The following is a 15,246-nucleotide window of genomic DNA, read 5'->3' on the forward strand; positions in this document are numbered from 1 at the left end:
CCGGCAAACCCAAAATGGTCATCCGCATCGCACTCGCCCGAAAACTCCTGGTTATTCTCAATGCAAAAGCACGAGACGCGCGAAGAGAATTCGAATATGCAACTTGACAATCCAGATAGTCGCTCATTCCTGTGCTCGTCACAGGAATCCAGCGTGCCCAAGTCCTTGGGCACGAGAGAAGCCTTCACGCGTAAGAGTCAATCACGGCGCGGCCGCGCCGTGGCTGGATTCCTGTGACGAGCACAGGAATGAGGGACGGTGGTGAATGCCGCTGCGTGACACATCCCTCCTGGCGGAGAAGTGATATCGATAGAAGCGGCGCGCTCCTTCTCTCCTCCCCGGCGGGGAGAAGGGACTCGTGGCAGCGTCTCGCCCTGCCCGCAGCAATCACCCGCCAATCTCATCGGCGATCAGCTTGCCCAACCGGCCAATGCCATCCTCGATCATCTGCTCGTTGGCGCAGGAGAAGCTGAGGCGGAAGGTGTTGGCGCCGGAGCCGTCGGCGAAGAAGGCCTTGCCGGGTACGAAGGCGACCTTGGCGGTTTCGAGCGATTTCGCCAAGAGCTTGGCGCCATCCATGCCATCCGGCAGCGTGATCCAGATGAACATGCCGCCTTCCGGCTTCGTCCAGCTGGTCCCCTCGGTCATATATTTCTCAAGCGCCGCCAGCATGCAGTTGCGCCGATGGCTGTAGGCGGCCTTGATCTTGCCGACCTGCGCATCGAAGCCACGTTCGGCGACATGGCTGATCGCCATCTGGTTTATCGTCGAGGAATGCAGGTCGGCCGCCTGCTTCATCAGCACCAGTTTGCGGATGACCGGCGCATTGGCGACGATGAAGCCGACGCGAAGACCGGGCGCCAGCGTTTTGGAGAAGCTGCCGCAATAGATCGTGCGCGTGTCGTTGATATGGCCCTTCTCGGCAATCTCCAGCGCCAGGATCGGCGGGATCGGCTCACCGTCATAGCGCAGCGACTGATAGGCCGCGTCTTCGATGACGGCGACGTCGAGTTCTTCGGCAAGCGCCAGCACCTGCTTGCGGCCGGCGAGATCGACCGTTTCACCGGTCGGATTGGAGAAATCGGCAGAAAGATAGGCAAACTTCACCTTGCCGCCGGCGGTGGCTGCCGCCGCGCGATAAGATTCCGGCGTCCGGTTGCCGCGTGGCGTCAGCTGGTCATAGGCAGGCTCATAGGCGTTGAAGGCCTGCAGCGCGCCGAGATAGGTCGGCCAGGTGACCAGCGCGGTATCACCAGGCGACAGGAACAGCTTGCCGAGATAATCGAGCCCCTGCTGCGAACCGGAGACGATGAAGATGTTGTCGAGTTCGCAGGGAATGCCGAGGGCCGCCATCTGCTTGGCCAGCCATTCGCGCAGGGGCTTGTAGCCTTCGCTGACCGAATATTGCAGCGCCGAATTGACGGCAGGACCGGCGAAGATATCGGCGTAGGCCTGCTTGAATTCCTGATCCGGAAACAGCGCCGGATCGGGAATGCCGCCGGCAAAGGAGATGATGTCGGGCCGGTCGAGAAGTTTCAGGAGCTCGCGAATTTCGGATGCGCGCATGCGCGACGCGCGCGATGCAAACATGGTGTCCCAGTTCAGCATGGGTTTCCTCATATTTTTTCTATACGGCCGACAAACCATGCGGCGGAAATTATGTCAATAATACTGACCTATTTTCTTGTCATGGTGACATGTTGGAGATCTCATATTCCAAAGCCTTGGATGGTCCGGATCTCACTTGACGTTGACGCCATGCGATATCGAAGGCGCTCGGTCCCGGATTTGCTGCTCGACGCCAGCCACATCGAGTGATTATTCCTCTGATCAAAGCCGAAACCGGCTGATTCAGGCCTTTCCAAGACCGGCTCGGCGGCGGTAGTGTCGCCGCCACTCTTCAATTTACTATCAAGGTGCAGCAATGACCGTGACGTCGGCCTCTCCGGAAATCAAAATCGAACTTCACAAATCTCCCGTCTCGGACGCCGAACGTATCCAGGCACTAGAGACGCCAGGCTTCGGCAAGCTCTTCACGGATCATATGGTCCTGGCACGATGGACGGCCGAGAAGGGCTGGCACGATGCAAAGGTTACGCCGAGGCGGCCCCTGGAACTCGATCCTGCGAGCGCCGTGCTGCACTACGCGCAGGAGATCTTCGAGGGCATGAAGGCCTACAAGGCGGACGATGGCCGAATTCTGCTCTTTCGGCCTGAAGAGAATGCACGCCGCTTCGCGCAGTCGGCAAACCGCATGGCGATGCCTCCCGTGCCCGAAGAACTCTTCCTGAAGGCGGTCGAGGAACTGGTCCGTGTCGATAAGGCCTGGATCCCCTCAGGCGACGCCAGCCTCTACCTTCGCCCCTTCATGTTCGCCAACGAAGCGTTTCTCGGCGTTCGTCCGGCCCAGGAATATGTCTTCTGCATCATCGCCTCTCCGGTCGGCGCCTACTTCAAGGGCGGCGCGAAGGCCGTCTCTCTTTGGGTCGAGACCGAATACACCCGCGCGGCCGCCGGCGGCACTGGTGCCGCGAAATGCGGCGGAAACTACGCAGCCAGCCTTGTGGCGCAAGCCGAGGCGACGAAGAAGGGTTGCGATCAGGTCGTCTTCCTCGACGCCGCAGAGCATCGCTGGGTCGAAGAACTCGGCGGCATGAACGTCTTCTTCGTGATGAACGATGGATCGGTGGTCACCCCGCCCCTTGGCGGCACAATCCTGCCGGGCATCACCCGGGCCTCCGTGATTGTGCTCGCCGAAGAGAGGGGCTTGCGCGTCGACCAGCGCCCCTACTCGTTTACCGAATGGCAAGACGACGCTGCCAGCGGCAGGCTCGTCGAAGCCTTCGCTTGCGGCACCGCCGCAGTCCTGGCGGGAATCGGCCTGGTTCGACATGCCGGCGGCGAGTTTCTGATCGGCGACGGACAGACCGGCAAGTTGACCAGCGAACTGCGCCAGCAGCTCGTCAGTCTGCAGAAGGGCGTAACGAACGACGAGCACGGCTGGACGCGCCTCATCGCGACCTGAACTCGCCCGTTCACGCGAACGGCGGCGTCAACACCGATATGCGGGGCGCCGCTCCAACCAAGATCCCCGAGCGGCCGACCCACATGCCTCCTGACCGTACCTCAGCCTTTTACGAGGAAAACGCCGAGACATACGCCAACCGGGCACGCAGCCTGCCGAAACGGCAGCTCGATGCCTTCCTCGCGCGTCTCGCACCGGGTGCGGCAATCCTCGAACTCGGCTGCGGCGGCGGGCAGGACAGCGCCTACATGCTGTCGCGGGGTTTCGACGTGACACCGACCGACGGCTCGGCCGAGCTTGCAAGACAGGCGGAAATGCTGATCGGCAGGCCGGTCAGGGTCATGCTCTTCCAGCAACTCGACGCCGACAGCGCCTACGATGGCGTCTGGGCGCATGCGAGCCTGCTCCATGTTCCGAGATCCGAACTCGCCGACGTTTTCACCCGTGTCCGCCGTGCGCTCAGAACCGACGGCATCCTCCACGCAAGCTTCAAGGCGGGAGAAGCCGAAGGTCATGACGGCTTCGCGCGCTATTACAACTATCCCTCCGCCGATTGGCTGTCGGCGCTTTTGACGGCGAGCGGCTGGCGCAACATAGCCGTCGAGGAAAGCGACGGCGGCGGATATGACGGAAAGCCAACACGCTGGCTGACGGTGAGTGCGCAACGATAGCGGTGAGCCCCAAGTTCGGCCGTTAGCCTGTCAAATGCCGACGTGCTCGTCGTCCGGTCCCGCGGACCGACTTCGCGAAGGGTTTTCGTCCACCGCGGCAAGGGCGTTCCGGATTTTTCTTCTTCAGCGGGAACCGAAAACCATCAAGAGGGTTCGATCACAATCTGACGAACCCGGCTAAAGCTGAACATGCCGCAGGTATCTCAAAAGCGGACGAAGATTGGTGGGAGAGATACCGAAGATCTCTTATTGACCACCTGTCTCCCTGGATGGATCGCCCGTTCCCTCGCCAGAAGTGGAATTCACCGGATGAGCCAACTGGCAGACATGAAGAACGCCGAACTCCTCCAGCTACCGGGGATTGGCCCTCGATCCGTCGAGCAAATACGGTCGGCGATTAGAAGATTCAAACGTAGCCGAACACACCTCTCGGCGAGGCAGTCGAAAGAATAACCGACGCTTACGGATTGGAGCAGGGAATGAACGAGAAGGCTCGACTGGAAAGCGACATCGCAGCCCTGGGCCCGTGGTTTCACAATCTGCGAATTAACGGCGTTCAGACCGCGCCCGATCATTTCCTTGGCGACTACCCGTCTTTCAAATGGGCCCACTTTCAGCAGGTTGTGCCTGAAGATCTCCGCGGGTGCAGCGTTCTGGACATCGGCTGCAACGCCGGGTTCTACTCGCTTGAAATGAAGAGAAGAAATGCCGGGCGGGTCGTCGGAATCGATTCTGACCCCCATTATCTCAGGCAAGCCGAGTTCGCGGCCAGACAGGCCGGTGAGGATATCGAGTTCAAGCTGATGTCGGTCTACGAGGTGGAAAAACTCAAAGAGAGATTCGACCTGGTCCTTTTCATGGGTGTTCTTTATCACCTGCGGCATCCGCTACTGGCGCTCGACCTACTGCATCAGCATGTCGTCGGCGGGAAGATGCTGTTTCAATGCATGCAGCGGGGTGAAGTGGAAATCGCGGCGCTCAGCGAAGATTATGATTTCTCCGACACGGTGATATTTGAGCAGCGCGGCTTTCCGAAGCTCTATTTTGTGGAAGAACGTTACGCAGGCGATCCCACCAACTGGTTCATTCCGAACAAGGCGGCCGTCGAGGCGATGCTGAGAAGCGCCGGGTTTATCATTCGTGCCAATCCGGAACCGGAAGTTTATCTGGTAGAACACGGAACCCGCCACCCGATGGCGGAACCGCCTCCGTCGCTTTGCTGATAGATTTCACTCCAGACTGCTTCCGCAGTCAGGGTCCAACCAATTCCGGCAAGCGGTCCAGGTAACGTTTGATGGTGCTTTCGATGCGCTCCGTCTCGGCGCCATCCACGCTGGCTTTCGCCTGCGACCACAGACCTATCTGGAAACCGAGATAACATGCCTCGAAATACCTGAGTACATCGTCGCGCAAATCGCAGTCCGCTTCCCGACCGACGAGATCGGCAAGGTGATCGCGCTCCTTGCTCGAGAGTTGAAATTCCACGCAGGCACCCGCGACGTCCCAGGCAATATCCTGGCAGCCAACCAGATCATGGGCCGCATTGTGGTCGAGCGCATCCGTCTTCATGATGCGCCCGGTCGCGGTGGTCAGCCACTCCCATGGGTGAAGCCGGTTGTCCGTATCGACGCGTCGCAATCGTCCGGATAGCCGCTCGGGCGTGCCGATCACGCGCCTCAATTTTTCGGCGGTGTCCGGTCCTGCCGCTTCCCCAACATTGAAAACAGCCATTTCGCGAAGTTTCTGGATCGAGGCGCCGCCGTTTCGTGCCGGGAGATGACGGGCGCGAAAACCGAGGTAACGTCCAAGGTGATCCACGATGTGGCGCCTCTTCGGACCGCTGGTTTCGAGGGCTGTTCCATCCAGCCATTCGTCGACGATAAATCCGTAACAGGTGCCGACAATCTTCGGAATAAAGCCGGCTTCGCTCAGCAAAGAGCCTCTTCTTGCCTTGTCCACGTCGCTCCCGCAGAGCCCGGCGAACTTGACATGCCAGGCCCCTCCTTCGGCTTCCATCAGGAATTTGCGTTTTTCCATCTGCATATAGCTCGGCGGCCAAAGTGACGGATCGCGATAACGCGCAGCGCGCCATGCGCCGCCTGACAGGTCCCGCCACGACGATCCCGAAACACCGACAACATCGGCCGCCCATGTGTGCAGACGATGTTCTGGGTGTTGGGCCTCGACGAAAAGATCGTCGAAGCTGACGACGTGGCGCGGCCGATCTCGCCATCGGGTCCGATGCGGCGCGCTTGCATGCGGGCCTGGTTCACCTGCGTGGCTCGGGAAAAAATGAAGCCGACCAGATGCCACACCGTTAGCCTGCAGCCAGTCCCCGACGCAGCCGAACGAACTCCCCGACAGTCCCGGCCCTTCATCGACGATGGCAAAATGAGTTTCAGGCTCCGCAAGAATGCGCTTGGAAAGAGCCGGTGTGACGTGCAGCTGCCGCTCGAAGGGGTGGCCAGTTGGCCGCAGCGAATAGGCAGGCTTGGCACCCAAGGCTGCGGAAACCAGGGCCGCGAGCCCGGTCCCGATGCTGCGTATCCCTATGACGACTGTTTTTGGCGTCAGATTTGAGATCGAACCCGCCTCGATATAGCTCTCGGGATACAAGGCATAAAAGGCGTAGCCCTCTGCGCGCTTCATCCGCACCGGCTCGGCGCTGTCTAGAGACTCAAGTTCGGCTGCCCAATCCTCCGGAAAGGACAAAATGCCGGCAAACCCGTTTCGCCATGATTGCATGATCGCGCGTGCTTGCATGAGCAGAAGTTTCGCGCCTGCTTCCTGAAGCTCGGACAGGTCGTCGGCGCCTTTGCTTGCGAATTCCTGATCGGCCAATCCCTGGACCAGTTCTCCAGTCAGGATGAAGGTTCGAACCAGGGTTTCGTGGCGCTGGCGGCTTGGCTGCATTTCGATGCACGCCACCATCAGGCTTGAAATGGATGCGCGTACTGCTGCCGCGCTCTCGATGTGCTCGACATCACCATAGACGAGCATCCGCTCCTCCTTCCTTGCCGCAATGCCTGCCCGAACTGATTGCAGGCGTCAGTCTGAAAAAATCGGAAAGGCCGGGAACCGCTGCGGTTCCCGCTTGTTAGCTTTGTAGATGCCGCAGCAAGCAGCCCCTGGAGGGAGCCATGCGTTCAAAATCCATTCGCGTTGGATTGGTGGGAGTTGGCAATTGCGCCTCGTCATTGGTTCAAGGACTTACCTACTATGATAACGCCCGGGAAAACGAGCCGGTTCCAGGCCTCATGCACATTGATCTCGGTGGATATCACGTGCACGACATTGCGATATCCTCCGCCTTCGATGTCGCGGCTTCAAAGGTTGGGCGTGACGTCGCCGAAGCGATCTACGCCGAGCCAAACAACACCCAACGTTTCGCAGATGTCGCTCCGATGGGGGTCGAGGTGAAACGCGGCAGGACGATGGATGGGATAGGCAAGTATCTTCAGGATCGCATCGAGGAGTCGACCGAGCCTTCAGCGGATGTGGCGGAAATCCTTAGGCAAACCCGGACGGAAGTGCTGGTTTCCTATCTTCCCGTCGGCTCGGAACAGGCGACGAAATGGTACGCCGAACAAGCGCTGGCGGCCGGTTGCGCCTTTATCAATTGCATTCCGGTATTCATAGCTTCCAAACCGGAATGGCAGCAGAAGTTTGCTGCCCGCAAGCTGCCGCTCATCGGCGACGATATCAAAAGCCAGGTTGGCGCCACGATCGTCCACAGAATGCTCGTCAATCTCTTCCGCGAACGGGGCGTCCGTGTGGATCGCACCTATCAGCTCAATTTTGGCGGAAATACCGATTTTCTCAATATGCTGGAGCGCGAGCGGCTGGAATCGAAGAAAATCTCCAAGACCCAGTCGGTCACCAGCCAATTGGATATTCCGCTTCCTGCTGACGATATCCATGTCGGGCCAAGTGACCACGTTCCATGGCTCACCGATCGGAAATGGGCCTATATTCGTCTCGAGGGTACGACCTTCGGAGGCGTGCCGCTCAATGCGGAGCTCAAGCTCGAGGTGTGGGACTCCCCCAATTCCGCCGGCGTGGTCATCGATGCAATACGCTGCGCGAAACTGGCCCTCGACAGAGGTCTGGGCGGAGCCCTGACAGGGCCGTCGAGCTATTTCATGAAATCGCCGCCGCAACAATTCACCGATCACGAGGCCCGCCGCCGAACGCAGGATTTCATCGATGACCAGGAGGATGTTCTGCGCGGAGCCGCGGAATGACGGCAACGTTTTTCCTGGTACGTCACGCCGCGCACGACAGTGTCGGGAATTACCTGGCGGGGCGTACAGCTGGTATTACGCTTGGCGAAGCCGGCCGCGCGCAAGTTCAGCGTCTCGGGCAGAGGCTGCGTCGTGGGGACATCGATGAGATCTACACCAGCCCGCGCGAACGAACACGGGAGACGGCAGAAGGTATAGCATCAGCCTGTGGTCTGGCTCTGCCGCAAATAGACGCTGCTTTGGACGAGGTAGACTTCGGCAACTGGTCCGGCAAGACGTTCGAAGTTCTGAATGACGATCCGCAGTGGCGCCGCTGGAACACCACACGCAGCCTCACCCGCACGCCAGGAGGCGAGACGATGCTGGACGTCCAAACTCGGATTTTCGGCCTGATCGAGACTCTGGTCAGCGACGGTAACGATCGGCGAATAGCCCTGGTGTCACATGCCGATGTCATCAAGGCGGCTGTCAGTCATGTGCTGGGACTACCGATCGATGCTTGGCCAAGATTTGATATTGCGCCCGCCTCCGTCACGACGGTTGTGATCGGCGACTGGGGTGCAAAAGTGATGACGCTCAACGAAGTGACCTTGTAACCCGTCCGTTAAATCCTGCCACGGGGAAGCCAAATGATCGAAGCTGCAATGATCTGGAACGAGCCGAACAATAAATCGCACTGGGATCCTGAGATCGATCCTGAATGGAGCCTGTTTGCGCAAATGGCAATCCTCGCGGCCGACGCCATCGCAGCCAAAAATCCGGAATTGACGAAGGTGCTCGGCGGAATATCGCCAATCGACCCCTTCTTCATCAGCCGCATGCAGAATTACGGCGTGCTCGATCACCTCGATGCGGTCGCGCTGCATGGTTTCCCCCTCGACTGGAACCTTTGGCAGATTCATGAGTGGCCGGAGAAAATCAACGAAATCCGCGCTGTCACCGATCTGCCGATCTGGGTCAGCGAAGTGGGTGTCTCGACCTTCGGTGCGGAGGAAGTGCAGTTGTGGGGTCTGCAACGAACCGCCGAGTTGCTCAAGGGTAGAGTCGAGCGCTGCCAATGGTACAGCCTCTACGACCTCCCCCGATCATGGGAGGCAACAACGCGTCATCGCGAAGCCGAAGGCTCCTCCTACTATCGGCACTACTATATGGGCCTTCTGCGCGAAGATGGAACGCCCAAAGCGGCGCTGGAGGAGTTTGCCAAACACACGCCGGGTTTCGGGCTGGTGCAATGGTTCCACTTCGAAGACCCGCGGCTGGATGAGGCCGCTGCCTGGATGAGCCGGTTGGGCGTGAAATCCGTCCGCACCGGACTTTCCTGGGCGGACCGGTTCCGGCCCAATGCCCTCGATTGGTTCGACCGACAGATGCGGGCCCTCGAAGACTTCGACGTAACGGTGACATTCTGCTTCACGCCGGAGCATAGAGGTATCGCGCCGCACCATACGAGTGCGCCTCTGGTGCCGGAAGAATTCGCCATGTTCTGCGAGGAAATGGTCGAGCGTTATGCACCGCGCAGGGATAGCGGATATGTGTCACGCGTTGCCAAGTCAGCCGCCCGATTGCTGGGGTTTGAATCACGATCGTCCCTCGGAGCCGGATAAACCCAAGCTCTGGGCTATCCTGCCAATCGGCCCCCGGGAATAAGCCACTCCCTGATAGCAAGCCAGGGCTGCCCGCGCCCACAGCATGTAAAGTCTGGGGCAATGCAGGAGATTGGCGACTGAAAAGACGCGATGACTCCAAAAGCTGATCCCATAGCGCATGATGTACACCGCCATGCGCTGCCGAGACAGGCCGTGGCTGCCGGCACGGAGGCGTTTGCGCGGGCGCATACCCATACGAGGCCAGCTCAACCGGAATGAGAGACCCTCGCGGCGCTGGCGGAATCCGGCGGCTTGAGTGGCTACAACAAAGTCGGAATCGACGTAAGACAGCGCGATCCTCTTCTCATCGATCCCCGCATGGACCGCATCTAGAAGTACTTTCGAGCGGACGATCACCACGTTCGTTCCTCTTCCATCAGAGGAGTAGGGCTCCTTCCAAGCATCCCCGAAAGCGATATCGGCCGTTTCTGCAACGACGTCGTCGCAAAAATTGCAGGCGGGATTCTGAAAAAAGCCGGCGCCCCAGTCCCCATCGACCAGATGCCACCAGTCCCGCGCACGCGTCTCTCCGTTTTCGAGGGTCAGTTCGGCCCGATACCAATTCGCCGGACGATCCGGGGCCTTCTTCCTGTAGTCGAGCCGTTTAACCTGCCTGATGTCCTGACCCATCTGCCACGCAAAGCTCTCGGCCATGCGCGCGCTTTTCATATGGCCGCAAAACAGCCCCAGCGTGAAGGCAATTCGCTCCTTCAATATCGGGTCATCGGCGCAGGCCAGTCGCACCGCCTTGATGAAACAGGGAATACCTACCACGGCATACCGCCCGGGCGCCTCGCGAATAGACTGAAGCGCGCCGGAAAGCTCGACGGGATAATATCGAGATTTGGCGCCCGCCTGAAGTTCCTGCAGATTACGTGACAGCGAATAATGAAACAGGCGTCCTTCCGATTGCGGATCATCGCTCTCCTTGACGTGAGCGACACAGTCGACAAGTCCCTGGCGCAGCAATTCAGCCGCCACCCAGGTGACCATGCCCCCGGAGCTGCCGTTCGAACGGTATTCCCCTTCCTCGACATGGCCGACAAAGGCAGCCTCGAAACGACCCAGCAGAGGGTGTCGGTTTTTCGCGCGGAAAAAATATTGGGCCGCCAATTCGTCCTCGTCCCGAGCCTCCGGGGAAAACGGGCAAATTCGGGCAAACTCTTCATCGCGGCCCTGCAACCAAGTCCTGGGGGCCGTGGGCTTCATCTGGCCGTACCGGTCGAGTTCCATCCGCACATCAGGCCGCGCTGACTTGGCAACGCAGGAGCCGCAGCCGATGCAGAGGCCGGAGCCTGTAATATCCTTGGGGGCGATGCCCGGCGTCAGCCGCTTCTGTTGACCGGAGCTATTGCAAGGCATGGCTGAGATAGGCGTTGGACGTATCACGCAAGAAAGATATTCGTCGCGCAATGTCCATAGGAAGTGGGTTGCCGAGGATAGCTTCCACCTGCGACGGGGTCGTATCTTCGGTCAAAACATGTTGCTCGGCTCCGACAAGCTGCGTTAGATCGCGAATCTTGTTGGAGCGGTAATCGGAAAGGACACATGCAAACGGCTTCTCGTTGACAAGCGAGAACACGCATCCGTGAAAGAAGTTCGTCACGACGGCCTTCGCTTCGGAAATGAACCTGGCGAAGTCCTCCGGCCCGGCATCAATCCATTGCTCGTTGGCCCATTCGTTCCGATAGCCGATGCTGACAAGCGGATAGCCCCGGTCTCCTGCCCATCGGCGCACCGCATCCTGGAGCCACGTTGGAAAACTGTGCCCGTAGACGGCAATATAGGATGCCGCCTCCCCATCACCTCTGCTCGCGGTCACCATCTGCGGAAATTGCAGACACGGGTCCAGAACGAGTTCTGGCTCCAGCCCCAACCTCTCGCGGATGATCCGCTCCGAATGCAGGTCCCGGACCGAAATGTGGGAAAACTTTCGCAGCTTCTCCGCCCACCCCTGCAACCGCTCCGACGATGTCAGACTTCCAAACGTCGCGGCATAGGAGACAATGCGCCCGCATCGCAGGCCCTCTCCATAGAACACCGGATAGCCGCCATACCAGGGATGGCGCAGGTTCCACACCTCGTCGCTGCCGACGACGATCAGCGAATAGTCACCCATTGCGGCTGGATTCTCCAAGGGAAAAGGCGATGAAAGAGGCAAGCTAGCAAAGGAGCGAAAGAATTTTCGGATCTTCGCTTTATAGAGCGGGTAATCTTCCATCGGCGTTGCCGCAGGAAGCAGCGGTTGCAGCGCGCAGCGCCATTCCGCACGGTTCACGCGACTGGACATGTGTTCCAGAAGGACGGCTTCTACTCCCATCGACGCGAGGCCTTCGGCCAGACACCGTGCCTGCCAGTAGGAACCGTAATTTATGCAGCGATGAAAGGTTAGAATTCCGACCTTAGGCATTTGGTCCCTGAAGTGATCGAATGAGGTCCCCTAACCGATCAACTCCAGTTACGTTCCCAACAAACCGAAGGGCACCTCCTGGTTCGAAATCAGATGTCTTCCTGCGCGACAATTCGCATAGAACCGGCAGCGCGACAGTCGCAAAATGATGTGACCACCACCAGCCGGTGTTCGATTGTCGGCCAGACGGCCTCCTCGCAGCCCCTCCAGCGTGCCCCGCCAAACCTTACCAATCGGTATGTTGTGGCCAGGGCATGCCGTCGACTAGGTTTTAGCCTCCACAGTTGCGGGAACGATCAGGCTGATGAAGATCCTGCTTATCGAAGACGACGCCAAGACGTCGGACTATGTCTCCAAGGGCTTTTTCGAGGCGGGCCATGTCTGCGACGTGTTCGCCGATGGGCGCGACAGCCTCTTTCAGGCGCAGCGGGAAGCCTATGACGTCATCGTCGTCGATCGCATGCTGCCGGGTCTCGATGGTCTTGCGATCGTCCGCTCGTTGCGCGCCGCCAAGGTCGGCACGCCGGCGCTGTTTCTGACCTCGATCGGCGGCGTGGACGATCGCGTCGAGGGGCTGGAAGCGGGCGGCGACGACTATTTGGTCAAGCCCTTCGCCTTCTCCGAGCTTCTCGCCCGCGTCAACGCCCTCGGCCGTCGGCCGCCGGTGCAGGAGCAGAAGACCGTCCTGAAGGTCGCCGATCTCGAGCTCGATCTCATCCGGCGCGAGGCCCGCCGCGCCGGGCAGATCATCGAGCTGCAGCCGCGGGAATTCACCCTGCTCGAAGTGCTGATGCGCGGTGAAGGCCGGGTCATCACCAAGACGATGCTGCTGGAGCGGGTCTGGGACTTTCACTTCGACCCGAAGACAAGCGTCGTCGAGACCCATATCAGCCGGCTGAGGGCGAAGGTCGACAAGCCCTTCGAAACGCAGCTTCTGCACACCGTCCGCAACACCGGATACAGCCTGCATGCGCCTCGCTAAGCTGCGCAGGAGCACGCCGTTCCGGCTTGCCGTCACCTTCGGCGTCCTCTTCGTCGCCACCTTCATCTTCAGCGGTACGATCATGTACCACATGCTGCGCGCCGGCCTCGAGCGCGACCTGGAACAATCGCTTCACGAGATGAATTCGCTGATCGCCTCGGCCTACCAGCCGCATGATACCGAAGATCTGATCAACACGCTCAATAACTATGCGAGCTTCCAATCGACCTCCGACGGGCTCTACTCGCTGATGGATGCAGGCGGGCGCAAACTTGCCGGCAATTTCGCCGCGCCCCGCATCCCGAACGGAGTCTATACCGTCACGTCGCGAGACGTCGGGCTGAAGGGGCACGAACGTTACCGCATGCAGGTCTCGGCGATCGGTCCCTATACGCTGGTGGTCGCCGAAAATTTCAACGATGTCGACGAAATGCTGAGGATCGTTCTAATCAGCTTCGAATGGGCTGCCGCGATCGCTGTGGCGACTGCCATCGGCGGCGGCGTCTTCCTGGCATTCCGCGCTCAGGCGAGACTGGACCGGGTTACCAACACCATGAACGACGTCGCCCACGGCGCCCTGCAGGCTCGCATTCCGATCACCGGAAACGGCGACGATCTCGATACGGTGGCAATCCAGATCAATGCGGCCCTCGACAGGCTCCAGACATTGGTCGAGAGCATGCGGCAGGTGAGCGCCGATATCGCCCACGATCTCAAGACGCCTCTCAACCGGCTGCGCCTGACGCTCGATGCTGCCGTGACGCTCAACGACCGGCAACTGGATGTTTCGGCTCTCCTCGACGAGGCGAGAAGCGAGAGCGACCGGATCAACGCGACCTTCGCAGCACTTCTGCGCATTTCCCAGATCGAGGCCGGCGCCCGCAAGGAGCGTTTCCAGACGACCAACGTCGACGATGTGCTCGCCGTCATTTCCGAGGTCTATGCCGATGTCGCCGAAGACGCCGGCCAGTCTCTCGCAATCGCTGAGCGCTGCTCCGCGCTCATCTGGGGTGATCGCGATCTGCTGACGCAGATGACCGCCAATCTGGTGGAGAACGCTATCAACCACTGCCCCGGCGGAACGGTCATCACGCTGTCCCTTCGCCGGCATGCCGATCGCGCCATATTGTCGGTCGCCGACAGCGGACCGGGCATTCCCGCCGAGGAGCGGGACAAGGTGTTCCGGCGTCTCTACCGCCTCGACAAGAGCCGCACCACGGAAGGCAGCGGCCTCGGCCTCAGCCTGGTCAAGGCGGTCGCCGACCTGCACTCGGCGGAGATCGCCATGGGCGACAACCATCCCGGCCTCACCGTTTCGATAGGCTTCCCGCTGCTGCCGTCTCATCTTTCCAGCCCCGCATCCGCAGCGCCGCAAGCCTGACGAAGCGCACCGAGAACCGGCGCACTTCCGCCGCCGCGCGATACGGCAGGACGCTCCATGGCCGGCGGCGGCCAAGGCGGTAGGTCGAGAGCCCTGCCTGTATCTGGGAATGCGGATCTGCCCGCTGGCTGACCGGAACCGGATCGACGAAACAGGCCCGCAGCCCCTCGTCGAATTCGAGATCGAGCGCGAGATCATAGGGCAGCCGCATGGGAACGAGCACATCGGCGATCCAGCCGGCTGCCTTACGATTGATCAAATAAGCGCCCGATCCCTTCTCGCGGGTGAGCGCGATCGCCAGCGAGCGCGATGCTGTGAGCGGCTCCACCCTATGCTTGCGCCCTGAGTTCACGGTCGAAAGACGTAAAATATCCCAGGATGCGTGTTGCTCGAGCGCGGCGGCGAGCACCTCGGCGAAATCGTCATCGAAATCGAGATCGTCTTCGAGAATAAGAGCAAATTCGCCGTTGCCGGCAAGAAACCTTCTCGCGCACTCGACATGGCTGAGATAGCAGCCGATCTCGAAAGGATTCGGCGAACGGCCATGCCGGAGCAGATAGGATTGCCCGTCGAAATCGCGGCGCGGCAGGGATATGCCGACCCCGTCGACGGCCGCCACCCGCTCGAAGCTTATGCCGATCTCGGACAGCAGGCGCTCCATGCGAAATCGGCGAAGCTCTGCCCGGTCGAGGTTGATGAGGTAGGTATTGATCCGCAGGCTGACCGGCTGGACTGGCGAAACGATGGTGGCGGCTAGGGTGGCGCGCATATTCATGAGAGCTGGCCTCGACTTGGTGGCTATGATGGCACCAAGCCTGCGCCCGAAAACTCACGGGGACTTCTCGCGAATTATACAATTCCGTAAGGCGTGCCGGCCTCTTGAGGAA

General features: G+C 60.0%; 13 protein-coding genes and 1 pseudogene. 9 read left to right on the forward strand and 5 right to left on the reverse strand.

Annotated features, from left to right (window positions below; genetic code table 11):
* A pseudogene (locus tag C4N04_RS29690) lies at nt 1-107 on the forward strand (IS110 family transposase); the annotation flags it as partial.
* Between the two features lie 280 nt (nt 108-387).
* Here the strand turns inward: C4N04_RS29690 and C4N04_RS29700 are convergent.
* Nucleotides 388-1,608, reverse strand: a complete 1,221-nt coding sequence (locus C4N04_RS29700) for a PLP-dependent aminotransferase family protein (RefSeq protein ID WP_106797686.1) — start codon at nt 1,606-1,608, stop codon at nt 388-390.
* A gap of 316 nt (nt 1,609-1,924) precedes the next feature.
* Between C4N04_RS29700 and C4N04_RS29705 the strand changes: the two genes are divergently transcribed.
* From C4N04_RS29705 to C4N04_RS29720, 3 genes are all read left to right on the forward strand, one after another.
* The gene (locus C4N04_RS29705) at nt 1,925-3,025 is read left to right on the forward strand and encodes a branched-chain amino acid aminotransferase (protein ID WP_106797687.1); all 1,101 of its coding nucleotides are present in this window, start codon (nt 1,925-1,927) and stop codon (nt 3,023-3,025) included.
* Between the two features lie 83 nt (nt 3,026-3,108).
* Nucleotides 3,109-3,696, forward strand: coding sequence for a class I SAM-dependent methyltransferase (locus C4N04_RS29710; protein WP_106797712.1), 588 nt, complete (start codon nt 3,109-3,111; stop codon nt 3,694-3,696).
* Between the two features lie 479 nt (nt 3,697-4,175).
* Entirely contained in the window at nt 4,176-4,919 is a 744-nt protein-coding gene (locus tag C4N04_RS29720; protein ID WP_106797689.1) for a TIGR04290 family methyltransferase, read from the forward strand.
* Nucleotides 4,920-4,947: 28 nt separating this feature from the next.
* Here the strand turns inward: C4N04_RS29720 and C4N04_RS29725 are convergent, their stop codons facing one another.
* Nucleotides 4,948-6,696: a hypothetical protein gene (locus tag C4N04_RS29725; protein WP_106797690.1), complete on the reverse strand. Its 1,749-nt coding sequence runs from the start codon at nt 6,694-6,696 to the stop codon at nt 4,948-4,950.
* Nucleotides 6,697-6,836: 140 nt separating this feature from the next.
* Between C4N04_RS29725 and C4N04_RS29730 the strand changes: the two genes are divergently transcribed.
* The 3 genes from C4N04_RS29730 to C4N04_RS29740 are packed head-to-tail and all read left to right on the forward strand — an operon-like array spanning nt 6,837 to nt 9,544.
* The gene (locus tag C4N04_RS29730; protein WP_106797691.1) at nt 6,837-7,940 is read left to right on the forward strand and encodes an inositol-3-phosphate synthase; all 1,104 of its coding nucleotides are present in this window, start codon (nt 6,837-6,839) and stop codon (nt 7,938-7,940) included.
* Nucleotides 7,937-8,536: a histidine phosphatase family protein gene (locus C4N04_RS29735; protein WP_106797692.1), complete on the forward strand. Its 600-nt coding sequence runs from the start codon at nt 7,937-7,939 to the stop codon at nt 8,534-8,536. Before C4N04_RS29730 ends, C4N04_RS29735 begins: the two co-directional genes overlap by 4 nt.
* A gap of 33 nt (nt 8,537-8,569) precedes the next feature.
* On the forward strand, nt 8,570-9,544 hold the full coding sequence (locus tag C4N04_RS29740) for a beta-xylosidase (protein ID WP_039620778.1): 975 nt from the start codon (nt 8,570-8,572) through the stop codon (nt 9,542-9,544).
* Here the strand turns inward: C4N04_RS29740 and C4N04_RS29745 are convergent.
* Entirely contained in the window at nt 9,518-10,819 is a 1,302-nt protein-coding gene (locus C4N04_RS29745) for a Coenzyme F420 hydrogenase/dehydrogenase, beta subunit C-terminal domain (protein WP_039620780.1), read from the reverse strand. The two genes, C4N04_RS29740 and C4N04_RS29745, sit on opposite strands and share 27 nt — an antisense overlap.
* A 115-nt stretch (nt 10,820-10,934) precedes the next feature.
* On the reverse strand, nt 10,935-11,996 hold the full coding sequence (locus C4N04_RS29750) for a polysaccharide pyruvyl transferase family protein (RefSeq protein ID WP_106797693.1): 1,062 nt from the start codon (nt 11,994-11,996) through the stop codon (nt 10,935-10,937).
* A 304-nt stretch (nt 11,997-12,300) separates the two neighbouring features.
* Here C4N04_RS29750 and C4N04_RS29755 point away from each other — a divergent pair, with 304 nt between their 5' ends.
* Together C4N04_RS29755 and C4N04_RS29760 are read left to right on the forward strand one after the other, a co-directional pair.
* Nucleotides 12,301-12,978 (forward strand): winged helix-turn-helix domain-containing protein, encoded by a 678-nt coding sequence (locus C4N04_RS29755; RefSeq protein WP_039620784.1) that lies wholly within the window; start codon nt 12,301-12,303, stop codon nt 12,976-12,978.
* Entirely contained in the window at nt 12,965-14,359 is a 1,395-nt protein-coding gene (locus C4N04_RS29760) for a HAMP domain-containing sensor histidine kinase (RefSeq protein ID WP_106797694.1), read from the forward strand. The genes C4N04_RS29755 and C4N04_RS29760 overlap by 14 nt, the downstream gene beginning before the upstream one ends.
* Here C4N04_RS29760 and C4N04_RS29765 read toward each other — a convergent pair.
* Nucleotides 14,286-15,134 (reverse strand): glycosyltransferase family 25 protein, encoded by an 849-nt coding sequence (locus tag C4N04_RS29765; protein ID WP_106797695.1) that lies wholly within the window; start codon nt 15,132-15,134, stop codon nt 14,286-14,288. The two genes, C4N04_RS29760 and C4N04_RS29765, sit on opposite strands and share 74 nt — an antisense overlap.
* Nucleotides 15,135-15,246: the final 112 nt, after the last annotated feature.

This window comes from Rhizobium sp. H4, assembly GCF_003013335.1.
Taxonomy (GTDB): domain Bacteria; phylum Pseudomonadota; class Alphaproteobacteria; order Rhizobiales; family Rhizobiaceae; genus Rhizobium; species Rhizobium sophoriradicis.